Genomic DNA, 22,702 nt, shown 5'->3' on the forward strand with positions numbered 1-22,702 from the left:
TTACAACCTCTTGCGCCCCGCGCCAGACAAAAGCGCATGGCGGGTCGGGCACCAAATGGCGGCCCGTGCGTAATGCCGGTCGATTGCCATCCGCCAGAGGACCAAGAGACGATGCTGATGACCGCGCCGATGCTGACCCCGAAGGATTTCGAATTTCCCGCGATCATGCTGTCGGGCGTGGTCGACCATGGCATGTATCTGCATTTCAAGAATTGCCTGTCCACCGCGCCGCAGCAGGGGCTGGTGGTGGTTGAAATCTCCACCCTGGGCGGCGATCCGGAGATCGCGCGGATGATGGGGGAGGATATCCGCTTCCATTCGGACCTCTATCCCGAACGGCGGCTGGTCTTCCTCGGCAAGACCGCCGTCTATTCCGCCGGCGCCACCTTCATGAGCTTCTTCGCCACCGAGAATCGCTATCTGACGCGCGGCACCCGGCTGATGATCCATGAGCGGCTCATCACCAAGAACATCCATCTCGAAGGGCCGCTCTCCACCTGCATCGCTACATTGAAGGCTTCGCTCCACGAGATCGAGGCGTCGATCGCGATCCAGAATGAGGGCTTTGCCAATCTGATCCTGGGATCGCAGGTGACGATGGAGGAGGTGCTGCAGCGTGCGCCGGAAAACTGGTATCTGGAAGCCAATGAGGCCGCCGCGCTGGGCCTGGTGGCGACCGTGCTCTAAACGCTTGCGCGGCGGCATTTTCAGGCCTTTGATGCGCCATGGCCAAGACGCAGAAGCGATCCACCCTCTTTCCCTGGCGCTATGGCATGTTCCTCATGCTGCTGCTGTCGATCGCGCCGTTGATGCTGTGGCTGCCCTGGCATGAGGCGGTGATGGGCGGGTTCGACCTTGCTGCCATCGCCTTCTGCCTCGCCGCCGTGCCGCTCATCGATTCCGATCCGGCCCAGATGCGGCGCAAGGCCGTGCTCAATGACGCGAACCGGCAATTGATGCTGCTGCTGACCGGGGTGGTGTGCATCGTCATCCTGGTCGCGGTCGGCGTCGCCGCCAGCGCGCCGGGCCATCCCGATGCGGAAAGCATCATATTGCTGCTGGCGACGCTCGTTATCGCCTGGCTCTTTTCCAACCTCGTCTATGCGATGCACTATGCCCATGCCTTCTACCTCGCCGATGACAAGGGCAAGGATGCAGGCGGCCTGGATTTCCCGGACACGGACGAGCCGGTCTATTGGGACTTCCTCTATTTCGGCTTCACGCTGGGCATGACCTTCCAGACCTCCGACGTGTCGATCACCTCGACCGGCATGCGCCGCACGGTGACGCTCCACTGCCTCGCCGCCTTCGTCTTCAACCTCGGCATCCTCGCCTTCACCATCAACGTACTGGGCGGTTGAGCCATGGGCTTCATGGCTTGCTTACCAATATCGGCTATAAGCCCGGTCCCATGAGCAAGAGCGCCGATCCCTGCCCCAAATCCGCCGTCAGCCATGGTGTCGGCATTGCCGGCCTGGTCGGCCTTGGCCTCTGGACCCTGGTGGCGCGCCATTATGGCATGAACGGTCCCAATGCGGGTCTGGCCGCGGTGGTCGCCTGTGGCATACCGATGGTGCTCTGGTCGCTGCTGGTGGACAAGGTGCATCGCAACCCCAGCACCGGCATCGACTGGAACGGGCCGGCCCGCTCGGTCCGCAGCATGCTCGACATCAGCCTGGTGAAGATTGCGGGCCTGTGGGCCACATGGCTGGCGATTGCCGTCTGCTACTGCATCGGCCGCTGGTATTGGACCGGCAGCTATCGCTTCGCCATGGATCTGCTGATGGCGGCGGCGCCCTGGCTGCTGTTGCTGTCCATTCCCTATGTCATCTGGCTCGACCGCCGGCTGGTCGAACCGCGCGATGCCTGTTTCGCCTTCGGCCAATGGGTCATTGGCGGCGCGGCCGGCAAGGCGGACATGGCGCAGGTCGCCAACCATGCCCGCGCCTGGGCGGTGAAGGGCTTTTTCACCGCCTTCATGATCAGCATCGTGCCGGGCAATTTTTCCAGCGTCATCGACTGGCGGCTCGACGACCTGCTGCACAATCCGGTCGCGCTGACCGGTTTCCTGATCGGCATCATGTTCATGATCGACGTCTGCATGGCGACGGTCGGCTATCTGCTGACGATGAAGCCGCTGGATTCCCATATCCGCACCGCCAATCCCTATCTGGGCGGCTGGCTCGCGGCTTTGCTCTGCTATCCGCCCTTCGTCATGATGGGGGCGGGCGGCCCGTTCGACTATCATGGCGGCGGCGCCGAATGGGATGTCTGGACGCGGGGCATGCCGGCGCTGCAATGGGGGCTGGGCGCCTTGCTGGTGCTGCTGACCGCCATCTATGCCTGGGCGACGGTCGCCTTCGGCATCCGTTTCTCCAACCTCACCCATCGCGGCATATTGACCCATGGGCCTTATCGCTGGACCCGCCACCCGGCCTATCTGACCAAGAATCTCTTCTGGTGGTTCTCGTCGCTGCCCTTCCTCACCACCACCGGCAGCCTGACCGACATGGTGCGCAATTGCGCGCTGCTGGGGGTCACCAACGCTGTCTATTATTGGCGGGCCAAGACGGAGGAACAGCATCTGTCCGCCGATCCCGCCTATCAGGCCTATAGCGACTGGATGGCACGCAATGCGCCGGTGCCGCGTTTCTTCGCCTGGGTCGTCGGCCGCAAGCCGGACGCGCCACGGGAAACCCAGCCCGCCGAATGACCGGCGGGCCGGGTAGGATCAGAAGCTTTCCTCGGCATAGACGCGGCTGACATCGCCGCCCCATTCGCCATGATAGCGGTCGAGCAGCCGCTCGGCCGGGGTCTTGCCGGTGGCGATCACTTCATCGAGGGCCGACAGATAGCCGGTCTCATTGTCGCCCGCGGCGTTGAACCGCTGGCGCGCGGCCAACCCTGAGCGGGCGATATCCAGCACCTGCGGCGCGATATCGCGCAGCGTGCGCCCGCCCGACACCGGCGCGTCGAGGCCCAGCTTCGGCACGGAATCGCGCAGTATCTGCCGCTCCTCCATGCTCCAGTCCTTGACCAGATCCCAGGCGGCGTCGAGCGCGCCCTGGTCATAGAGCAGGCCGACCCACAAAGCCGGCAGCGCACAGATGCGATTCCACGGTCCGCCATCGGACCCGCGCATTTCCAGGAAGCTCTTCAGGCGCACTTCGGGGAAGGCGGTGGAGAGATGATCCTCCCAATCCTTCTCGGTTGGCTTCTCGCCGGGCAGCACCGACAGCTTGCCGTCCAGGAAGTCGCGGAACGAAAGCCCCGCCGCATCGATATATTTGCCGTCGCGATAGACGAAATACATCGGCACATCGAGCGCATAGTCGGCATAGCGCTCGTAACCAAAGCCATCCTCGAACACGAAGGGCAGCATGCCGGTGCGCTGCGGGTCGGTGTCCGACCAGATATGGCTGCGATAGGACAGGAAGCCGTTCGGCTTGCCCTCGGTGAAGGGCGAATTGGCGAACAGCGCGGTGCCCAGCGGCTGCAGCGCCAGCGATACGCGGAACTTCTGCACCATGTCCGCCTCGCTGCCATAGTCGAGGTTGGTCTGGATGGTGCAGGTGCGCAGCATCATGTCCAGGCCCATCGATCCCACGCGCGGCATGTGCCGCAGCATGATGTCGTAGCGGCCCTTGGGCATGATCGGCAGCTCGGCGCGGGTCTTGTCCGGCCACATGCCAAGGCCCAGGAAGCCCAGCCCCAGCATGTCGCCGACATATTTCACCTGTTCCAGATGGCGGCCGGTCTCGGCGCAGGTCTGGTGCAGATTGTCGAGCGGCGCACCGCTCAGTTCCAGCTGGCCCGCCGGTTCCAGGCTGATCGTGCCGTCGGCGCCGGACAAAGCGATGATATTCTCGCCCTCGAACACCGGGCTCCAGCCATAGCGGGTCAGGCCGATCAGCAGCGTGTGGATGCCGCCCTTTTCCTCATAGGCCGGGGCGTGATGGTCCTTCGTCGAATAGACGAATTTCTCATGTTCGGTGCCGATCCGCCAGCGATCCTTGGGCTTGGCGCCCTTGGCAAAGGCCGCGATCAGCTGGTCGCGGCTTTCGATGACGGGATCATGTCCGCCCGAGTCTGTTCTGGTGCTCATGCCCCGCCCTTAGTCTTTCCCCTTTGCGCGTCAAATCGAGGCGCGAATGCGACAGATAAGGCAGGCCTATGCCCGCTTCAATTGGTTGCGGAAGAAAACCATTAGCCCCAGTCGCCATTCACCGTCATCCAGGCCGCCGTCGCGGCGATCGCGGCCGTCTCCGCGCGCAGGATTCGCGGGCCCAGCGACACAGGAACGGCACCCGGCGTCGCCCGGATCGCCTCGCGCTCGGCCGGATCGAATCCGCCCTCCGGCCCGACCAGGAAGGCCGCCGGGCCGGGATGGGCGCGCAAGGTTTCGTCCAGCGATGCGCCACCAGTCTCGTCGGCGAAGAACAGATGCCGCTCCGCCGACCAGCCCTTCAGCAACGCGTCGAGCTTCACCATTTCGGTCAGCTCCGGCAGGGCCGTGCGCCCGCATTGCTCGGCCGCCTCCACCAGATGGGCATGCAGCCGGTCGAGATTGAGCTTGTCGACCACCGCTCGCCGGGTCAGCACCGGCTGCAATCGCGCGACGCCCAGCTCGCACGCCTTTTCCGCGATCAGGTCGATCCGCCCCTTCTTGATCGGCGCGCAGCACAGCCAGAAATCGGGCACCACCTCCGGCGGCTTGGTTTGCTGCACGCATTCCAGCACCAGGTCGCGTTTGCGAATGTCGCGCGCCCGTGCCGCCCACTCGCCCGACTTGCCGTCGAACAGCAGCACGATATCGTCCGGCTTCACCCGCATCACGCTGATGAGGTAATGGGCGCCGTTGCCGTCGACCGGCACGGCGACCCCTTCGCCCAGCAGCGTTTCGACATGCAGGCGCGGGGCGCTCTGCGGCGGCCAGGCGGGGGTAGCGGTCATTTTGTCTCGTCCATTCCGGCCGCGCTTGTCGTCGGCCCGATCTTCCCTAAAGAGGAAAGCGCGTTCCCGACAAGCGCGGGACGAACGGAGTTGCAGTGAATCAGTCGATCGTCCCCGACAGCGAAGCGCGCGGCCTGCTTGCGCGCCTGCCGGAAACCCCGCGGATCCTGGCCTCGCTGGCCCGACTCGACCGGCCGATCGGCTGGTGGCTGCTGTTCTGGCCCGGCGCCTGGGCGGTGGCGCTGGCGGGCGGTGCCTTTGTCCGCTGGCCGCTGATCCTCTGGCTGCTGCTCGGCAGCATCGCGATGCGCGGCGCAGGCTGCGTCTTCAACGACATCGTCGATCGCGATCTCGATGCGCGGGTCGCGCGCACCGCCGCCCGCCCGCTCGCCAGCGGCGCGATGTCGGTCAAGACCGCCTGGGCCTGGCTGCTCGCGCTCTGCCTGATCGGCCTCATCGTCCTGTTCCAGCTCAGCGGCTATGCCCAGGTCGTGGCGCTCGGCTCGCTGGCGCTGGTCGCCGCCTATCCCTTCATGAAGCGGATCACCGGCTGGCCGCAGGTCTGGCTCGGCATCGTCTTTTCCTGGGCGGCGCTGGTCGGCTGGAGCGAGATTGCCGGTGCGCTGACCCTGCCGGGCCTGTGCCTCTATGCCGGCTGCATCTTCTGGGTGCTGGGCTATGACACCATCTATGCGCTGCAGGACCGGGAGGATGACGCGCTCATCGGCATCGGCTCCAGCGCCTTGTCGATGGGCCGCCATGTCCGGGGCGGGGTGACGCTCTGCTATCTCGTCGCGCTCGCGCTGTGGGCCAGTGCCATCTGGCAAGTCCGGCCGCAGCTGCTGGCGCTGGTCGCGCTGGCGCCGATGGCCGCCCATCTGCTCTGGCAGGTCGGCACGCTGAAGGAAGACGGCACCGATCCGCTCGTCAAATTCCGCTCCAACCGTTTTGCAGGATTGCTGATGTTCCTTGCCTGTCTGGTCGTCGGGAGTGCCGGCGCATGAGCATGACCGGTCTGCCCACCCCCGGCGAGGATTGCTGGCGCATCGAACAGGCGGTGCGCGCCAGCGTGATCGTCGATGCCGACGCCTATTTCCGGCATGCCCGCGCCGCGATGCTGAAGGCGAAGAAGCGGATCATGCTGATCGGCTGGGATTTCGACGCGGCGATCAGCCTGATCCGCGAGGACCAGGCCGATGATGGCGCGCCGGTGGTGATCGGCGACTTCATCAGCTGGCTGGTGGAACGCACGCCGGACCTGGAAATCTATCTGCTGCGTTGGGACATGGGCGCGATGAAGTCGATGGTCCGGCCGACCAACCTCTTCACCACGCTCAAATGGATGGCCCATCCGCGCGTCACGGTGAAGCTGGACGGCCATCATCCGCCGGCCGCCTCGCACCATCAGAAGATCGTCGTGATCGACGATTGCTTCGCCTTTTGCGGCGGCATCGACATGACCGGCGATCGCTGGGACACGCGCCATCATCGCGACGAGGATCCCGCCCGCCGCCATCCCGACGGCTCGCCCTATGGCCCTTGGCATGATGCCACCACCGCCTTGCAGGGGCCGGTGGCGATGGCGCTGGGCGACCATGCCCGCGCCCGCTGGGTCGGCGCCGGCGGCGACGAACTGGCCCCGGTCGAGGGCGAATATGATTGCTGGCCCGACGCGCTGCCGGTCCATTTCGAGCATGTCGACGTCGCCATCGCCCGCTCCGCGCCGAAGATGGACGATCAGGACGAACTGATCGAGATCGAGAAGCTCTATCTTCACCAGATCGCGGCCGCCCGGCACTGCATCTATGCCGAAAGCCAATATTTCGCCTCGCGCCGCATTGCCGAGGCGATCGCCAAGCGGCTCGGCGATCCGGATGGACCGGACATCGTCATCATCAACCCGCTCCAGGCCGATGGCTGGCTGGAGCAGCAGGCGATGGACACCGCCCGCGCCCGTCTGTTCGAGGCGCTCAAGGAGCGCGACCCGCATGGCAAGCTGCGCATCTACCACCCCTTCACCACGCGCGGCGCCCCCATCTATGTCCATGCCAAGATATTGATCGTCGACGACCGGCTGATCCGCGTCGGCTCGTCCAACATGAACAACCGCTCGATGCGGCTCGACACCGAATGCGACGTGGTGATCGACACCGCGCTGCCCGGCAATGATGGCCGGCAGGAGGCGATCCTGGCCATTCGCGACGACCTGATCGCCGAACATCTCGACTTGCCGCGCGAGCGTGTGTCGGCGGTGATCGCCCAGCGCGGCCTGATCGCCGCGATCGAGGAATTGCGCACCAAGCCCGGCCGCACCCTGCGCCCCTATGAGGTGCCGGACCTCGCCGATGTCCAGGCCTGGCTCGCCGATAATGAGGTGCTCGATCCCGAAGGGCCGGACGAGATGTTCGAGGCGGTCAGCGAGCGCGGCCTGATCCGCCGGATGAAGGGCTGGTTCGGCCGGAGCTAAATGGCGGCGAGGGCAGTCGCGATCCGCTCCACCGCGATCGCGAAGCCTTCGGCCTGCTGCGCGAAGCCCAGCCGGATATGCGCTGGTTGGCCGAAGCAGTCACCCGGCGCCAGCAGCACACCCTGCGCCGCCAGCGCCTCGCACAGCGGCCGGCTGTCGCGCCCGTCCCCCAGCCAGGGAAAGGCGGTGGTGCCACCCTGTGGCCGCACCCATTGCAGCTTGCCGTCGGCCTCGTCGATCAGCCGGTCGAGGACAGCGATGTTGACAGTCGCAACCGCCTTCAGCCGATAGGTGATGGCACCACTATGCTGTAGCGCATGGGTCGCCAGCCGCTCCAGCAGCGGCGAACTGCTGATCGTGAAATAACTGCGCGCGTCGATGATCCGGGCGCGCTGTGCATCGTCGGGCGCGATGATCCATCCCATCCGCAATCCCGGCAGCGACAGTGCCTTGGACATGTCGCTGGTGACATAGGCGTTGGGAATGCCGGCGGCCGATTGCTGCGGCGTACCGAAAAAGAGCGGATGATAGACCTCATCGACCAGCAGCGGCACGCCGCGCTCGGCCAGCGCCGCCGCCAACCGTGCGATCTCTGTGCGCGGCATCACCGATCCGCTGGGATTATGCGGCGTATTGACCACCACCCCGGCGGTGTCGCCATCGACCAGCGCCAGGATCGCATCCACATCCTGCGCAAAGCCGGTCTCACGCGTCAGCGCATAGGGCCGCGTCCCCAGCCCCCAGGCCTGCGCCACCGCCGCATAGGCCGGATAGCCGGGATCCGGCATCAGCATATGCGCGCCCGGCCGCGCGGCTAGGCAGAAGAAGATCGACAGCGCCTCCGACGATCCGGTGGTGACCACCACCCTGTCAGCTTCGCTGTCATGAAAGGCGGCGATCGCCGCGCGCAAGGCCGCGCTCCCCTCGGGCGGGGCATAGCTCAGCACAACATCGTCGATCGCCAGCGGCGCGTCGCCCAGCGCGCAAATCTCCGCCACGCTCCAGCGCGGCCCGGTGCTCGACGCCAGATTATAGGCGATCGGCGGCGTCGCGAAATCATAGGCCGACAGCCAATGGTCGAGAGCAAAGGGCGGCAGGTCCATGGCACAACTCCGTGATCAGGCCACCACAGCAGGCAATCGGCGCCGACCGGGAAGGTCCAGTCGCGGAAAGGCGGCTCCTAGAGGCCCAGCGCCTTGCGCAATTGCGCATTGATCCGGCTCTGCCAGCCCGGACCGGTCGCGCGGAAGGCGTCCAGCACCGCCTGATCGAGCCGCAGAGTCACTTGCTGCTTGGGCCGGTCCGATTTCGGCCGGCCGGGCTTGGTGAGCGTGCCGGTGCCAGGACGAACAATCTTCCCACCGACCCGAAATTCAGCATGCGTGAAGAAATGGTCGTCCAGTTCCGGCGCATCATCTGGGTCGACCCAGGGCGTTTTCAAATCTGGCTCTTTCTCGGTCATTTGCATGTCTCATTGAAATGATGCGCCGTCCGTCGTCGCGTGGTGTCCACACCAAAATCACCGCCCTGCCATGGAGATAGCCATAGGTGATGAACCGATCCTCACCATAGTCCTTGCGGTCGTCCAGAGCTGTCAGTTCCGGCCCTTCGAACAGCGTAAGCGCATCAGCAAAGTCCAGCCCACGCTCTTCCAGCGTTGCCTGCCGTTTGGCGGGATCGAAACTGATGTTCATCATTCCACCTTACCGTTGAGGATTATCCGTTTTTTATCGGCGGGGTGGAAAACGCCATTGCCAAAGTCGCACAATAGCGGTGAGTCGTCAATATTTGTAACTACAAAAACTATTGCGCCGCCAGCAGCGCCTCGGCGCCGTGCAGGTTGACCGACACCAGCCGGCTGACGCCGCGCTCCACCATGGTGACGCCGAACAGTCGGTGCATGCGCGCCATCGACACCGCATTATGGGTGACGATCAGGTAGCGGGTGCGGGTCTGGGCGACCATCGCGTCGAGCAGGTCGCAGAAACGCTCGACATTGGCATCGTCCAGCGGCGCGTCGACTTCGTCCAGCACGCAGATCGGCGCCGGATTGGTGAGGAACAGGCCGAAGATCAGCGCCACCGCGGTCAGCGCCTGTTCGCCGCCCGACAACAAAGTCAGCGCCGCCAGCTTCTTGCCCGGCGGCTGGGCCATGATCTCCAGCCCCGCCTCCAGCGGATCGTCGCTGTCGATCAGTTCCAGATGCGCCTGACCGCCGTTGAACAGCGTCGTGAACAGCCGGCGGAAATGGCCGTCCACCGCCTCGAACGCCGCGAGCAGCCGCTGCCGCCCCTCGCGGTTGAGGCTGCCGATCGATCCGCGCAGCTGGTTGATCGCCTGGGTCAGTTCCGCGCTTTCGGACCGGCTGGTCGCCTGGATCGTCTCCAGCTCCTCCAGTTCCTGCGCCGCGACCAGATTCACCGGGCCGATCCGCTCGCGCTCGGCCGACAGTCGGTCATGCTCGGCCTGCTCGCTCTGGGCGATGCGGATGTCGGCGCTGGGAAAGCCCAGTTTCTCCGGCAGCACCGGTGGCGGGCATTCGAACCGCTCGCCCGACAGGCGGTTCGTCTCGATCCGCCGCTCGTCCGCCGCCTCTGCCCGCGCCACCGCCGTCGCCCGCGCCTCACGCGCACCGGCCAGCGCCTCGCCGGCATCGGCCGCACGCTTTTCGGCTGCCTTCAGCGTCGCCTCGGCCTCGATCTCGGCGCGGCGGGCCTGTTCGGCGCGTTCGACCTGCGCCTCGCGCTCCTCGGTCAGCGTGGCGATGCTGGCGCCCAGCGCCTCGGGCTGGCCCTCGATCGCGGCACGCTCCTGCACCACCGTCTCGCCGCGTGATGCCATGGCGGCGATGCGCTTGGCGGCCTCGCCGGCGCGGGTGTTCCAACCCTTGGCCTCGGCATCGGCGGCCGCCATGCGCTCGCGATCGCTCGACAGCGCCCGGTCGGCCAGTGCCTGGTCGGCCTGCAACTGGCTGACGGCCATGCGCGCCTTCTCGCTCGCCTGCGACAGTGCCGCCACCTGCGCCCGCGTCTCGGCGCCATCGGGCAGGGCGGCCCGCGCGGCCGACGCCTTGTCATGCTCGGCCTGCGCCCTCTCCTGGTCGCGCCGGGCCTCGGCCAGCCGTTCCTCGATCGCCTCGCGCCTGCCGCTCAGCCGCTCCAGCGCCCCCGCCGCCTCGTCCGCCGCGCGCAGCGCCGTGCGCAGCCGCTGGTCCGCATCGCTCAATTTGGTGCGCCCGGCCGCCAGCGCATCCACCGCCGCCTTCTCGCGCGCGCCAGCCTCGGCCTGTTCCGCCTGCGCACCCTCGACCGCCTGCGCCGCCTCTGGGCGCGCAGCATCGATCGCCTCCAGCCGGTTGATGCGGATCAGCCGTTCGGCGGCCGCCGCGCCACCCTCGACCGCGACATAGCCGTCCCAGCGCCGCAATTGCCCATCCAGCGTTACCAGCCGCTGGCCGACCTGCAGCGCCTGGCCGTTGTCGCGCTCCACCACCGCCACCTGCGCCAGCCGCCGCGCCAGCGCCGCGGGCGCGGTCACATGCGCGGCCAGCGGGCTGGCGCCGTCGGGCAAGCCGGGATCATCCTTCAACGCGTCAGCGCCCGCCCAGCGACGCGGCCCTTCCGCCCCGATCGGTGCTTCCAGATCATCGCCCAGCGCTGCCGCCAGCGCCCGCTCATAGCCCGGTGCCGCCTTCAACTGGTCAAGCGCCCGCGCCCGGCCGCTGCCGCCGGCATCGATCGCCTTGCGCAGTGCCGTCGCCTCGCTGTCCAGCGCCGCCAGCGCGGCCCGCGCCGATGCCAGCGCCGCCTCCGCTGCCGACCGCGCCTCGCTCGCCACCTGCCGCTCCGTCTCGGCCGTCGCGATCGCCGCTTCCGCTGCCTCGCGATCGGCATTGGCGCGGACCTGCGCCGCCGCTGCCTCGTCGCGCTTCGCTTCCAGCGGCGCGGCATCGGGCAAGGCCGCCGCTTCCCCCTCCAGCCGTCGCATCGCCTGCTCCGCCCGGCCCAGCCGGTCGCGCGCCGCCGCCAGCGCCGCCTCGGCGACGCGCAATTCGGCCTGCTCGCCCGCCTGCTTGGCCATCGCCCTGGCCAGCTCCAGTTCGGCATCGCGCGCGCCATCCTCGGCGCGGGCGATACGCGCGGCGAAATCGGGGCGCATCGCCTCGGTCTCGGCAATCCGGCCCTTCAGGCTCGCAACCTCGGCGGTCAGCCGCGCGATCGCCTCGGCCGCGTCATTGGCCAGCGTGCCCTCGCGCTCGCGATCCTCGTCCAGCCGCGCCGCCTGCTGCGCCAGGTCATGCAGCCGCCGCACGACCCCGTCGCGCTCTGCCTTCAGCGTGTTGAGCTGGTGGCCGGATTCGCTGGCGGCATCGCGCGTCGCCAATGCCTCGGCCCGCCGTTCGGCCAGCGCGGTCACTGCGGCACTGCTATGGACATTGGCGGCGGTCAGCGCCTCCTGCGCCGCGCCCACGGTCGCCTCGGCCAGCTTCGCCTCGGCCCGCGCCGCCTCGGCACTGGCATTGGCTTCGCGCCAGCGGGCGAAGATCACCCGGCCCTCGGCAACGCGTATCTGTTCGGACAGGCGAATATAGCGCTCCGCCGCGCGCGCCTGGCGCCGCAAATTGCCGGCGCGACTGTCCATGTCGGCCAGTATCTCGTCCAGCCGGGCCAGATTGCCCTCGGCCGCGCGCAATTTCTGCTCGGCATCCTTGCGCCGGACATGCAGGCCGGCGATCCCTGCGGCCTCTTCCAGCATGGCGCGCCGTTCCTGCGGCCGGGCGGCGATGACGGCGGCGATCCGCCCCTGGCTGACCAGCGCCGGGCTGTGCGCGCCGGTGGCGGCATCGGCGAAGATCAGCGCCACATCCTTGGCGCGCACATCCTTGCCATTGGCGCGATAGGCGCTGCCCGCGCCGCGCTCGATCCGGCGCGTGACCTCCAGCTCGCCATCCGCGCCGACATCGACCGCGTTGAACAGCTCGCCCTGTTCCTGGATGGTCAGCAGCGACACTTCGGCAAAGTCGCGCTGCGGCCGGCTGGTGGTGCCGGCGAAGATCACATCCTCCATGCCGCCGCCGCGCATGGACTTGGCGCTGGATTCGCCCATCACCCAGCGGATCGCTTCCAAGAGGTTGGATTTGCCGCAGCCATTGGGGCCGACAATGCCGGTCAGGCCCGGCTCGATGCGCAATTCGGTCGCATCGACGAAGCTCTTGAAGCCCGAAAGCTTGAGCCGCTTTATCTGCATGGGGAAACGCCGGGGCAGGGTGCCGCCCCGGTCTCCTTGGGCCTCAGGCCTTCAGATGTCGCCCCCCCTTGCGCCAATCAGATACCCGCTTCCTTGAGCTTGTTCTTCAGCACCGGCCAGGACGAGGCATTCTCGACCACCACGCCATTCATCAGGAAGGTCGGCGTGCCGGAGATATTATATTGGGCATTGGCCGCTTCGACGCCCTTGGCCAGCTTCTCGGCAGTTGCCGTGTCGGCCAGGCACTGCTTGGCCTGATCCTCGGCAATGCCGCGCTGCTTGGCATAGTCAATGAGGCCCAGCGCGTTGGCCAGCTGGCCGAAACGCTGCGCCGGCGGGGCCGACACCATCGCCTGATAGGGGGCGTCGCCCAGGCCCTGCGCCTTTTCGAACATCGCGCTCTGGTTGGCGAAGAACTGTTCCGACAGCGGGTAATAAATGTCCTTGCCGCCGCAACGGGCCAGCAGCGCCGTCGTGATGTCGATCGGATCGCGGACATAGACGCGGAATTCGTAGCTGATCTTACCGCTATCGACCATCGCCTTCAGTTCTTCCGACGATTCATGGGCGAAGTCGCGGCAGTGGCTGCAGGTGAAGGAGCCATATTCGACCAGCTTCAACTTGGCGGCGGGATTGCCCATCACGAAATTGCCTTCGGGCGTTTCGGCGACGGTTTCCGACCAGCTGGTGCCGGCGGGCGCGGCCACGGCGGCGATCGGCGCGGCGGAGGTTGCATTACCCTCATCCTTCTTGCCGCAACCGGCAAGCGTCAGGGACAGGGCGATAAGGGCAAGGCCGGACAGGACTTTCACGACGGGCGACGCTCCGAATTATGGATAGTTGGGGACGGTTTAGATCAGCGGGCGGCTGCGGGCAATGCGGCCTTGAGCAACTCCCAGGTCGATCCCTGGACCAGCGTGCCGTTGACGACGAAGCCGGGCGTGCCGGTGATCTTGACCTTGTTCCACGCCTCGTCGGTCATCGCTAGGATCGCCTTTTCCGATGCCGGGTCGGCGATGCAGGCGTCGAGCTGCGCATTGGTGAAGCCGCGCTTGTTCATCAGCGCATAGAGGCCGGTCTTCTGGCCGATGTCGCGCAGCGCCGCCTTCTGCTCGGTCGGCTTGGCCGCGCCCTTGTCGTACGCCATGATCTGCTCCATCCAGGCATCCTGGTTGGCGAACAGCGCCTCATGATTGCCCATGAATCGCTTGGCGCCGCCGCAACGGGCCAGCAGCGCGGCGGTCAGGTCATATTTGTCGCGCACCGCGTTGCGCACTTCGGCGCTGACCTTGCCGCCCTTCACATAATCGGCCTTCAGCGATGCACTCGCGTCATTCACGAAATGGGCGCAGTGGCTGCAGGTATAGCTCACATATTCGACCAGCTTGGTCGGGGCGGCGGGGTTGCCCATGACATGGCCGCCGATCGGCGAACGCACCACCTGCGCGACCCAGTTGGGCGCGGCGGCGACGGCGATGGCGGGAACGGCGATCAGGGCAAGCAGGGAAAGGCGGAACTTGGTCATGGGGCAGTCCTAAGGCATCGCCCCGGACGGGGCGGGTTGCATCAACCGATCTTGGGCAGGCCATTCGAATTCGCAAGCCCCTGTGCCAGCGATTCGAGGACTTTGCGCAATTCCGGGTCACCGATGTCGCGCAGGGAATCCCCCAGCTCGACCGGAATGGGTTTGAGGTTGCGGGGCGGCGGGCGCCGCTCGACCGGTGCGGGACCGACCATGCCCTGCTTCATCGCCACCTTGGCGACGGCGGCATAGCCGAAGAAGCGGTTCACCCGCTCGATGATGTCGGGCAGCGCATGCTGGATCATCGGCGCATGGCCGCTCATCACGGTCAGTTGCAGCGTGCCGCCCGATTTCTGGCCGACCGGAAAGCGGATCGATTCGGGCGCGGTGATCGCGGCATAGTCGGCGCCGACGATATCGTTCCAGCGGGTGACGATGCTCGACTGGACGAAACCGAACTTGCGAAAGGCGGTGCGGCCGATTTCCGGCATCAGGTCGGCGATCGCGCGCGGCGCACCCACGCGGGGTCGCTCGGCCGGCGGCGTGGCGCGGCTCGTCTTTTTCGCGGTCGGGGGGCGTTCCGTCATGGCGCGCTACATGGCATAGGGCCGCCATGCGCGTCGAGATGTCGGGTTCAAAAATCGCACGGGATCTGCTGGCCCATTATGACGTCCATGCCCGGCGCCTGCCCTGGCGCGCGCCGCCGGGCGCCAATGCGGCCGATCCCTATCATGTCTGGCTGTCCGAAGTGATGCTGCAGCAGACGACGGTCGCGGCGGTTGGACCCTATTTCGAGAAATTTACGGTCCGCTGGCCGACGGTGGAGGATCTAGCCGCCAGCGCCGACGCCGACCTGATGGCCGCCTGGGCGGGGCTGGGCTATTATGCCCGTGCCCGCAACCTGCTGGCCTGTGCCCGCGCCGTTGTGGCCGACCATGGCGGCCGCTTCCCTGATACCGAAGATGCATTGCGTGCCCTGCCGGGCCTGGGCGCCTATACCGCCGCCGCCGTCGCCGCGATTGCCTTTGGCCGGCGCGCCGTAGTGGTCGACGCCAATGTCGAGCGGGTGGTCGCCCGCCTGTTCGCGATAGCGACGCCGCTGCCCGCCGCCCGGCCGGCCATCCGCGCCGCCGCCGACAGCATCACGCCGGATCTGCGCGCAGGCGATTTTGCCCAGGCGATGATGGATCTGGGCGCCACCATCTGCACCGTGCGCAATCCCGCCTGCGGCATCTGCCCGCTGCGTGAGGATTGCGCGGCGGTGCGCACTGCCGATCCTGCCGCCTTCCCGGTCAAGGCGCCGAAAAAGGCCAAACCCTATCGCCTCGGCCATGCCTGGTGGATCGAACGCAGCGATGGCCAGGTCTGGCTGGTGCGTCGTCCGGACAAGGGATTGCTGGGCGGCATGCGCGCGCTCCCCAGTTCCGACTGGAATGCTGCGCCCGATGCCACGCCGCCCTTCGCCGCGCCGTGGCGGACCATCGATCCGCCGGTCGCCCATGTCTTCACCCATTTCTCGCTGGCGCTCAGCGTCCACACTACCCATGTGGGGCTGGACCATGTGCCGGCGGGCGCGGGCGAATGGTGGCCGCGCGCCCGGATCGGCGAGGCGGGGCTACCCACCCTGTTTGCGCGGGCAGCCGATGCGGCGATGAAGGAGATGACGGACGATGCACGGAACTGACCCAATGGCGCACGGCCTGCCCGGTTTCGTCGGCGGCACGCTCGACCGGGTCGACCATATCCGCAGCAATCCCGCGCTTCATGCGCAGGCCTTTGCCTCGCCCAATGCCCGGCTGCTGATCCTCGAAGGGCTGGAGCCGGTGACGGACGATCATGGCCTGGCCCTCGCCCCGCTTGGCCCCGACGCGCGGATCGAGGAACATGTGCTGCTCGGCGTCGATCTGCAGGATCGCCCGATCTTCGCCCATCTGGTCGAGACGCTGGAACAGGGGCCCAATGCGACGCCGCGATCGCGTGGCCTCGCCGATCTCGTCTCCGCGTCCGATGTCGCGCTCTACGGCACCGCGCGCAGCCTCGTCTTCTGGCATGCCCGGCATCGCTTCTGCTCGGTCTGCGGTGGGCCGACCCATGCGCACAAGGCCGGCTGGGCGCGCCGCTGCGGAACCTGCGCCTCCGAACATTTCCCGCGCGTCGATCCGGTCTCGATCATGCTCGCCGAGCATGAGGGCCGTGTCCTGCTCGGTCGCCAGCATAGCTGGCCGCCCGGCCGCTATTCCGCGCTCGCCGGCTTCATCGAACCGGGCGAGACGGTCGAGGAAGCGGTCGCGCGCGAACTGAAGGAGGAAGCCGGCATCACGGTCCATTCGGTCCGCTATGTGATGAGCCAGCCCTGGCCCTTCCCCTCCTCGCTGATGATCGCCTGTGTCGCGCAATGCGATGATCCCGCGCTGACCCTGGACGAGACCGAGATTGAACATGCCTTCTGGTGCGATGCCGATGGCGTCGCCGCCGCGCTGGCGGGCGATCCCGACGCGCCCTTCCTCGCGCCGCCACGCATGGCGGTCGCCTGGCACCTGCTCGACCATTGGCTGCGCGGCGCGGTTGCCCCGTCCGACGCAAGGGCGTAAGGCCCGGCTTCGTCTTCACTACAGGATCGACCTCCCCTTATGCTCAGCCTCGAAGAAGCCCAGTCGCGCGCGCAGGATCTGGTGACGGCGGCGCGCAAGGCGGGGGCGGACGCGGCCGACGCCATCTACGCGTGCAACGCCTCGACCACGGTGGCGGTGCGGCTCGGCGCGCTGGAGGATGTCGAACGGTCCGAGGGCGAGGAGATCGGCTTGCGCGTCTTCATCGGCCAGCGTTCGGCCAGCATTTCCGCGTCGGACATGAACCCGGCGACGCTGGCCACCCTGATCGATCGCAGCATCGCCATGGCGCGCGAAGCGCCCGAAGATCCCTATGCCGGCCTGGCGCCGGAGGATCGGCTGCTCAGGAAGCGCGCGCCCTCGCTCGACCTGGTGGACGAGGAGGAGCCCGAACCCGCCGCGCTGCGCGAACGCGCGCTGATCGCGGAAGAAGCGGCGCGCAGCATTCCCGGCATCACCAACAGCGAAGGCGGCGGCGCTGCCAGCGGCCGCAGCCAGGTCGCGCTTGCCACCAGCCATGGCTTTGCGGGCGCCTATGCCGCGACCAACCATTCGACCTGGGCCAGCGTGCTTGCGGGCAGCGGCGCCGACATGCAGCGCGATCATGCCAGCCATGCCAGCCGCCATCTCAAGGATCTGGACGATGCCGAAGCAGTCGGCATGCGCGCCGGCCAGCGCGCCGTGGCCCGGCTCAATCCGGGCAAGGTCGACAGCGGCGTCATGCCGGTCATCTTCGATCCGCGCATCGGCTCCAGCCTGGTCGGTCATCTGATCGGCGGCATGGTCGGCCCGGCGATCGCCCGCCGCTCCAGCTTCCTGCTGGATTCGCTGGGCGAAACATTGTTCGACAGCAAGATCACGATCATCGACGATCCGCTGCTGCCGCGCGGCCTGCGCTCGCGCCCGTTCGACGGCGAAGGGCTGCCGGTCGAGCGTCGTGCGCTGATCGAGGATGGCGTGCTGACCGGCTGGCTGATGGACAGCGCCTCGGCCCGCCAGCTTGGCCTGGAACCCACCGGCCATGCCAGCCGTGGCGGCGCCGGTGCGCCGGGCGCGGGCATCACCAATGTCCATATGGAAGCGGGCAACCTGTCGGTCGGCGAACTGATGGCCGATGTGAAGCGCGGCATCTATGTCACCGAACTGATCGGCATGGGCGTCAACGGCGTTACCGGCGACTATAGCCGCGGCGCCGCCGGCTTCCTGATCGAAAATGGCGCGGTCGGCCCGGCCGTGTCGGAAATCACCATCGCCGGCAATCTGAAGGACATGTTCCGCACCCTGGTGCCGGCCAATGACCTGATGTTCCGCTATGCCATGAACGTGCCGACCCTGCGCGTCGACGGGATGACCGTTGCCGGCGGCTGAGCCTCTGTTGCCGGCCGTCGTCGCGGCGGTCACCGATGCGGCCGATCGCGCGCTGGCGCTATGGGCCGATGGCGAGACGCGCGTGCGCCAGTGGGAAAAGGTGCCCGGCCATCCGGTCTGCGAGGCGGACCTGGAAATCGACGTCATGCTGCGCGAACGGCTGGCGGCGATCGATCCGCAGGCCGGCTGGCTGTCGGAGGAGACGGCCGATACCGTGCATCGCCTGGGCGTATCGCGCGTCTGGGTGGTCGATCCGATCGATGGCACCCGCGACTATCTGCGCGGCCGGCCCGGCTGGGCCGTCTCGGTCGCCCTGGTCGAGGATGGCGCGGTCCGTCTGGGCATTCTGGCGGCGCCCGCGCGCAAGGAATTGTGGATTGCGCAGGCAGGGCAGGGCGCGACCCGCAATGGCGTGCCGCTCCATGCCGGCAATCGCACCATGCTGCCCGGCGCCCGCGTCCCCGCCGATCAGCTGCCGCGCGCCGACCGCGATCTCGTCACCGTCGACAAGCCCAACAGCATCGCGCTGCGCATGGCGATGGTCGCCGCCGACGAGGCCGATCTGGTCGCCACCGTACGCTGGGGCAATGAATGGGATGTCGCCGCCTCCGCCCTGATCGCGCAGGAGGCCGGCGCCATCGTCACCGATGCGCTGGGCGATCCGCTCGCCTTCAACCGGCCCCAGCCCGTCGCCTTCGGCCTGCTCTGTGCGGCGCCGGGCATCCATGCCGCCGCCGCCGCACGCCTTGCGCCGCGCGCGAAGGAGATATTGGGCAAGGCCTGATCAGCCGGCGCAGGCTTTCACCGTCTTCTCCGGCAGAATCTCTTTCAGCCGGGCCCGCACCACATCGGCCCAGATGCGATAGCCGGCCGCGTTCATATGCACCTTGTCGGGCTGATAATTGTCGCCCAGCCTGCCGTCCTTCAGCAGCGGCGTGGTGATGTCGGCATAATGGACATTCTGCATGTGCGGAATCAGTCGCTGGGTCGCATCATTATAGATTTGCTGCTGCGGAAAGATCGCCCAGCGCCCCGGACTGGGCTTCATCGACAATATGATGACCGGCACATCGCCCAGCATGTCGCTGCGCAGCTCCAGGAAGCGGGCCATATCGTGGAAGATCGGTCGCACCTGCCGCCCGCCTGCCAGGTCATTCTCGCCGGCATAGAGGATGATCGCCGCCGGTTTTGGCGTGCCCTGCTCGATATTGGCGAAACGCGGCAATATCTCGTTGAAGGTGGCGCTGTTGATGCCGCGATTATGCGCGACCCAGGGCGCCATATCCTGCTCCAGGCTGGTCCAGCGCTTGATCGACGAACTGCCCACGAACCACAGGGCACACGGCCCCTCGCGTCCCTGCCCGTCCGGCAGGGTCTGGCTGGCGTCGCGATAATGGGTGAAGGCGAACCAGCCCCCGACGATAACGCAAAAAATCGACAGGGCCAGCAGACGCTTGCCCAATGGGGAATCCAATCTCTGCAAGATGATGGCGACCCTCCTGCTAATGGCCGAAGTCTAAACGATATTTTCCTTAAGAAAAGATGGCTGCGACAGAATGATGCCATTGCGGATTTTAAGAGCTTGGCAATATTGTGACGCTATCGTTTCGATGGCAAATTTTGCGAGCATATCGTGACCAAGAACCCGTCGATCGACCTGCTGAAAGGCTTGCTGATCCTGCTCGTCATGGGCGGGCACGCGATGGAATTGACGCATCAGCAGCATGTCCTGCTGTGGATCGGTTCGGGTTTCCGCATGCCGCTGATGATCGGCATTTCCGGCTATCTGCTCAACGTCACCCGCACCCGCTCCATGCCGACTGGCGAGATGTTCAGCCGCTATGGCCGACGTATGCTGCTGCCCTGGGCGGTGGCGATGATCGTCTACTGGCTCGCCAGCGGCGGCCTGCTTTCCTGGCAGACGCCGCTCGACCTGCTGCTGCGTCCGCCCTTCCATCTCTGGTATGTGCCGGCGCTGTTCCTGTTGATCCTGGTGACCCGGTTGCTGCCGCTTTCGCCGCTCTTGCTGCTGGCGATCGGCGCGCCCGTCAGCCTGGCGACCATGTACAGCTTCGGCCTTGACCATGGCGCGGTCGGGGGCAGCCTGTTGTCGCCCGATAGCCGCTTCCTGCGCTATCCGGTCTATTTCTTCTTCGGCATGCTGATGGCCGAACGGGGCATGCCCAAACGCTATTTGTGGCCCGTGCTGCTGGTCGGGGCGCTGGGGCTGTTCTGGTGGTCGGATCTTTATGGCACCGGCAATGCGCTGGCCTTCGTGCCCGCCCGCCTGCTGATGTGTCTGGCGCTGATCGCGCTGCTGCCCAGCGTGTCGGCGGTGCGCCTCCATTTCGGCCCGATCAACCGGATCGGGCGCGAAAGCCTGTTCTTCTATCTCTGGCATCCGCTGGTGATGGGGCTGGTGGCGATGCTCGACCCGCATGGCGCCGTCATTCTCGCTGGAGCAGTGCTGCTGCTCTACATCGCCAGCGCGCTTGCGGGGCAGGGGCGATTGCCGCCCCTGTTGCTGGGCGCGGTGCCGCAACGCAGGCCGGCCCCGGTCGCCATGCAACCGGAACCGGTCACGATCACGGTTTAGATCTTGCCATATTTCGCTTCGAAGCCGGCAATGTCGCCGGCGGCGAGATATTTGGCCTGGTCGATCCACTGGTCGCGCACCGGCCGCCCCTTGAAATTGCCCAGCTTCGCGTCGATCGCGGCGATGTCGCTGTCGCTCCAGCCGGCAATCTGGGCATAGCGCGTCACGCCCAGCTTGGTCAGCAGCGCGCCGAGCTTGGGACCAACGCCCTTCAGCTTCAGCAGGTCGTCGGCGCCATCGGTTGGTGCCGCGACGGCAGGCGATGCCGGGATCGGTGCAGGGGCCGGCTCGACCACGGGGGCGGGCGTTTCCTCGACCACCGGCTCGACCGCGACCGGCTCGGCGACCACGGGTTCGGCAACCGGCACCGGATCGGGCGTCGCCACCAGCGGCGCGACGGCGGGCTCGGCAATCGGCTCGGCGGCCACGGGCGGTGCCACCGGGGCGGGGTCTTCCGCCGCAGCCGACTTGCCCTTGCCCGACAGCAGGAACACCAGGCCGATCACGACCAGCAGCGCGATCAGCAGCCACAGGCCATAGTCCATGAAGAATTCCTGCATCGCCCTTTGCCTCCCGGAATGGATATGTCGCCCTATTTAAGGACGCTTGGCGGCGCGGGACAAGGGGGACATGTCCCGATCCCGCGCCGGTTTGGCCCTTATTGCGCCTCGCGGGCGACCTCGCGCCAGCCAATGTCGCGGCGGCAGAAGCCGGTCGGGAAGTCGATCGCGTCGACCGCGGCATAGGCGGCGGCCTGCGCCGCGCCCACGGTATCGCCGGTCGCGGTGACGTTCAGCACGCGGCCGCCATTGGCGACGATCATGCCATCCTTCTCCGCCGTGCCGGCGTGGAAAACGCGGGCGCCCTGTGCTTCGGCTGCGTCGATGCCCTTGATCGCGCCGCCCTTTTCCGGCGTGCCGGGATAGCCATTGGCCGCCATCACGATGGTCAGCGCGGTGCGATCCGCCAGCGCGACTGGACCCTGCTCGGCCAGCTTGCCTTCGGCCACCGCCAGCAGCAGCTCGACCAGATCGCCGTCGAAGCGCATCATCAGCACCTGGCATTCGGGGTCGCCGAACCGGGCATTATATTCGATCAGCTTGGGACCTTCCTCGGTCAGCATCAGCCCGGCATAGAGCACACCCGAATAGGGCATGCCTTCTGCGGCCAGCGTCTCGACCGTCGGCCTGATGATCCGCTCGATCACCTGCGCTTCCAGTTCGGGCGTCAGCACGCGGGCCGGGCTGTAGGCGCCCATGCCGCCGGTGTTTGGGCCGGTGTCGCCGTCGCCGACGCGCTTGTGATCCTGGGCCGAACCGAAGGGCAGGATCGCGCTGCCGTCGGTCAGGGCAAAGAAGCTGGCTTCCTCGCCCATCATGAACTCTTCCAGCACCACTTCCTCGCCGGCCTTGCCGAACGCGCCGGAGAACATGGTGTCGAGCGCGTCGAGCGCTTCCTGCCGCGTTTCGGCGATGATCACGCCCTTGCCCGCGGCCAGGCCATCGGCCTTGATCACCACCGGCAGGGTGAAATCGTCGAGCGCGGCGATCGCGCCATCCTTGCTGGTGACACGGATGTAGCCGGCGGTCGGGATGTTCGCGCGCTGGCACAGATCCTTGGTGAAGCCCTTGGACCCTTCCAGCTGCGCCGGCTTCTTGTCGGGGCCGAACACGGCGACGCCCATGGTGCGCAGATTATCGGCCAGGCCGTCGACCAGCGGCGCTTCTGGCCCGATCACCACCAGCGCGATCGAATGGCGGGTGCAGAAATCCAGCACCGCGCGATGATCCGTCGCGTCGAGGTCGACCAGCGTGGCATGCTGGGCTATGCCGGGGTTGCCAGGCGCCGCATAGAGCGTCGAGAGGCGTGGCGATTGTGCCAGCTTCCACGCCAGCGCATGTTCGCGGCCGCCGCCGCCAAGCAGAAGGATGTTCATCTCG

Annotated in this window: 22 protein-coding genes; 10 read left to right on the forward strand and 12 right to left on the reverse strand. The window is 67.0% G+C overall.

Translation table 11 applies throughout. The annotated features are described in order from the left end of the window. Positions 1-111 precede the first annotated feature (111 nt). From ACUCV3_RS20665 to ACUCV3_RS20675, 3 genes are read left to right on the forward strand one after another with little or no spacing between them, the layout of a single operon-like run. Complete coding sequence (locus ACUCV3_RS20665) at positions 112-687, forward strand: hypothetical protein (RefSeq protein WP_004209285.1); 576 nt, start codon at positions 112-114, stop codon at positions 685-687. A 38-nt stretch (positions 688-725) separates the two neighbouring features. Further along, entirely contained in the window at positions 726-1,361 is a 636-nt protein-coding gene (locus ACUCV3_RS20670) for a DUF1345 domain-containing protein (protein WP_097384962.1), read from the forward strand. Between the two features lie 50 nt (positions 1,362-1,411). After that, on the forward strand, positions 1,412-2,713 hold the full coding sequence (locus tag ACUCV3_RS20675) for a methyltransferase family protein (RefSeq protein ID WP_279728977.1): 1,302 nt from the start codon (positions 1,412-1,414) through the stop codon (positions 2,711-2,713). An 18-nt stretch (positions 2,714-2,731) separates the two neighbouring features. Here the strand turns inward: ACUCV3_RS20675 and ACUCV3_RS20680 are convergent, their stop codons facing one another. Continuing rightward, positions 2,732-4,105: a glutamate--cysteine ligase gene (locus tag ACUCV3_RS20680; protein ID WP_010337529.1), complete on the reverse strand. Its 1,374-nt coding sequence runs from the start codon at positions 4,103-4,105 to the stop codon at positions 2,732-2,734. 101 nt (positions 4,106-4,206) lie between these two features. After that, positions 4,207-4,953, reverse strand: coding sequence for a 16S rRNA (uracil(1498)-N(3))-methyltransferase (locus ACUCV3_RS20685; protein WP_169862306.1), 747 nt, complete (start codon positions 4,951-4,953; stop codon positions 4,207-4,209). Positions 4,954-5,048: 95 nt separating this feature from the next. Here ACUCV3_RS20685 and ubiA point away from each other — a divergent pair, with 95 nt between their 5' ends. After that, entirely contained in the window at positions 5,049-5,957 is a 909-nt protein-coding gene (gene ubiA / locus ACUCV3_RS20690) for a 4-hydroxybenzoate octaprenyltransferase (RefSeq protein WP_010337527.1), read from the forward strand. Continuing rightward, entirely contained in the window at positions 5,954-7,420 is a 1,467-nt protein-coding gene (locus ACUCV3_RS20695) for a phospholipase D-like domain-containing protein (protein WP_279728976.1), read from the forward strand. The genes ubiA and ACUCV3_RS20695 overlap by 4 nt, the downstream gene beginning before the upstream one ends. Here the strand turns inward: ACUCV3_RS20695 and ACUCV3_RS20700 are convergent. The 7 genes from ACUCV3_RS20700 to ACUCV3_RS20730 all read right to left on the reverse strand — a co-directional run bounded on the left by ACUCV3_RS20700 (position 7,417) and on the right by ACUCV3_RS20730 (position 14,776). Then, positions 7,417-8,523, reverse strand: coding sequence for a pyridoxal phosphate-dependent aminotransferase (locus ACUCV3_RS20700; protein ID WP_482241085.1), 1,107 nt, complete (start codon positions 8,521-8,523; stop codon positions 7,417-7,419). The two genes, ACUCV3_RS20695 and ACUCV3_RS20700, sit on opposite strands and share 4 nt — an antisense overlap. 77 nt (positions 8,524-8,600) lie before the next feature. Next, entirely contained in the window at positions 8,601-8,861 is a 261-nt protein-coding gene (locus ACUCV3_RS20705) for a BrnA antitoxin family protein (RefSeq protein ID WP_279728974.1), read from the reverse strand. Then, a complete protein-coding gene (locus ACUCV3_RS20710) occupies positions 8,833-9,117 on the reverse strand; it encodes a BrnT family toxin (protein ID WP_234415691.1) in 285 nt (94 codons plus the stop codon). Before ACUCV3_RS20710 ends, ACUCV3_RS20705 begins: the two co-directional genes overlap by 29 nt. Positions 9,118-9,223: 106 nt before the next feature. Further along, complete coding sequence (gene smc, locus ACUCV3_RS20715) at positions 9,224-12,667, reverse strand: chromosome segregation protein SMC (protein ID WP_482241086.1); 3,444 nt, start codon at positions 12,665-12,667, stop codon at positions 9,224-9,226. A 77-nt stretch (positions 12,668-12,744) separates the two neighbouring features. Further along, positions 12,745-13,479 (reverse strand): thioredoxin domain-containing protein, encoded by a 735-nt coding sequence (locus ACUCV3_RS20720; RefSeq protein ID WP_017501742.1) that lies wholly within the window; start codon positions 13,477-13,479, stop codon positions 12,745-12,747. A 44-nt stretch (positions 13,480-13,523) separates the two neighbouring features. Continuing rightward, entirely contained in the window at positions 13,524-14,192 is a 669-nt protein-coding gene (locus ACUCV3_RS20725; protein WP_004209297.1) for a thioredoxin domain-containing protein, read from the reverse strand. Between the two features lie 41 nt (positions 14,193-14,233). After that, the gene (locus ACUCV3_RS20730) at positions 14,234-14,776 is read right to left on the reverse strand and encodes a DUF721 domain-containing protein (protein ID WP_037519322.1); all 543 of its coding nucleotides are present in this window, start codon (positions 14,774-14,776) and stop codon (positions 14,234-14,236) included. A 26-nt stretch (positions 14,777-14,802) separates the two neighbouring features. Between ACUCV3_RS20730 and ACUCV3_RS20735 the strand changes: the two genes are divergently transcribed. The 4 genes from ACUCV3_RS20735 to ACUCV3_RS20750 are packed head-to-tail and all read left to right on the forward strand — an operon-like array spanning position 14,803 to position 18,950. Beyond that, positions 14,803-15,873, forward strand: a complete 1,071-nt coding sequence (locus ACUCV3_RS20735) for an A/G-specific adenine glycosylase (protein WP_279776273.1) — start codon at positions 14,803-14,805, stop codon at positions 15,871-15,873. Further along, the gene (gene nudC / locus ACUCV3_RS20740; protein WP_482241087.1) at positions 15,860-16,780 is read left to right on the forward strand and encodes an NAD(+) diphosphatase; all 921 of its coding nucleotides are present in this window, start codon (positions 15,860-15,862) and stop codon (positions 16,778-16,780) included. The genes ACUCV3_RS20735 and nudC overlap by 14 nt, the downstream gene beginning before the upstream one ends. Positions 16,781-16,819: 39 nt before the next feature. Next, entirely contained in the window at positions 16,820-18,166 is a 1,347-nt protein-coding gene (locus ACUCV3_RS20745) for a TldD/PmbA family protein (protein WP_482241088.1), read from the forward strand. Further along, the gene (locus ACUCV3_RS20750; RefSeq protein ID WP_026109305.1) at positions 18,153-18,950 is read left to right on the forward strand and encodes a 3'(2'),5'-bisphosphate nucleotidase CysQ; all 798 of its coding nucleotides are present in this window, start codon (positions 18,153-18,155) and stop codon (positions 18,948-18,950) included. Before ACUCV3_RS20745 ends, ACUCV3_RS20750 begins: the two co-directional genes overlap by 14 nt. Here ACUCV3_RS20750 and ACUCV3_RS20755 read toward each other — a convergent pair whose 3' ends face one another. Further along, entirely contained in the window at positions 18,951-19,628 is a 678-nt protein-coding gene (locus ACUCV3_RS20755) for a GDSL-type esterase/lipase family protein (RefSeq protein ID WP_482241089.1), read from the reverse strand. A 171-nt stretch (positions 19,629-19,799) separates the two neighbouring features. On the opposite strand from ACUCV3_RS20755, the gene ACUCV3_RS20760 reads away from it, so the two are divergent. Next, entirely contained in the window at positions 19,800-20,762 is a 963-nt protein-coding gene (locus tag ACUCV3_RS20760; protein ID WP_482241090.1) for an acyltransferase family protein, read from the forward strand. Here the strand turns inward: ACUCV3_RS20760 and ACUCV3_RS20765 are convergent. Next, the gene (locus ACUCV3_RS20765) at positions 20,759-21,322 is read right to left on the reverse strand and encodes a hypothetical protein (protein WP_482241091.1); all 564 of its coding nucleotides are present in this window, start codon (positions 21,320-21,322) and stop codon (positions 20,759-20,761) included. The two genes, ACUCV3_RS20760 and ACUCV3_RS20765, sit on opposite strands and share 4 nt — an antisense overlap. 98 nt (positions 21,323-21,420) lie before the next feature. Continuing rightward, entirely contained in the window at positions 21,421-22,698 is a 1,278-nt protein-coding gene (gene purD, locus ACUCV3_RS20770) for a phosphoribosylamine--glycine ligase (RefSeq protein ID WP_482241092.1), read from the reverse strand. Positions 22,699-22,702 lie beyond the last annotated feature (4 nt).

This window comes from Sphingobium sp. VMM, assembly GCF_056790315.1.

Coding starts and splice junctions, on each gene's coding strand:
- ACUCV3_RS20665 (WP_004209285.1), top strand. CDS start 112: ATGCTGATGACCGCGCCGATGCTGACCCCGAAGGATTTCGAATTTCCC.
- ACUCV3_RS20670 (WP_097384962.1), top strand. CDS start 726: ATGGCCAAGACGCAGAAGCGATCCACCCTCTTTCCCTGGCGCTATGGC.
- ACUCV3_RS20675 (WP_279728977.1), top strand. CDS start 1,412: ATGAGCAAGAGCGCCGATCCCTGCCCCAAATCCGCCGTCAGCCATGGT.
- ACUCV3_RS20680 (WP_010337529.1), bottom strand. CDS start 4,105: ATGAGCACCAGAACAGACTCGGGCGGACATGATCCCGTCATCGAAAGC.
- ACUCV3_RS20685 (WP_169862306.1), bottom strand. CDS start 4,953: ATGACCGCTACCCCCGCCTGGCCGCCGCAGAGCGCCCCGCGCCTGCAT.
- ACUCV3_RS20695 (WP_279728976.1), top strand. CDS start 5,954: ATGAGCATGACCGGTCTGCCCACCCCCGGCGAGGATTGCTGGCGCATC.
- ACUCV3_RS20700 (WP_482241085.1), bottom strand. CDS start 8,523: ATGGACCTGCCGCCCTTTGCTCTCGACCATTGGCTGTCGGCCTATGAT.
- ACUCV3_RS20710 (WP_234415691.1), bottom strand. CDS start 9,117: ATGATGAACATCAGTTTCGATCCCGCCAAACGGCAGGCAACGCTGGAA.
- smc (WP_482241086.1), bottom strand. CDS start 12,667: ATGCAGATAAAGCGGCTCAAGCTTTCGGGCTTCAAGAGCTTCGTCGAT.
- ACUCV3_RS20725 (WP_004209297.1), bottom strand. CDS start 14,192: ATGACCAAGTTCCGCCTTTCCCTGCTTGCCCTGATCGCCGTTCCCGCC.
- ACUCV3_RS20730 (WP_037519322.1), bottom strand. CDS start 14,776: ATGACGGAACGCCCCCCGACCGCGAAAAAGACGAGCCGCGCCACGCCG.
- ACUCV3_RS20735 (WP_279776273.1), top strand. CDS start 14,803: ATGCGCGTCGAGATGTCGGGTTCAAAAATCGCACGGGATCTGCTGGCC.
- nudC (WP_482241087.1), top strand. CDS start 15,860: ATGCACGGAACTGACCCAATGGCGCACGGCCTGCCCGGTTTCGTCGGC.
- ACUCV3_RS20745 (WP_482241088.1), top strand. CDS start 16,820: ATGCTCAGCCTCGAAGAAGCCCAGTCGCGCGCGCAGGATCTGGTGACG.
- ACUCV3_RS20765 (WP_482241091.1), bottom strand. CDS start 21,322: ATGCAGGAATTCTTCATGGACTATGGCCTGTGGCTGCTGATCGCGCTG.
- purD (WP_482241092.1), bottom strand. CDS start 22,698: ATGAACATCCTTCTGCTTGGCGGCGGCGGCCGCGAACATGCGCTGGCG.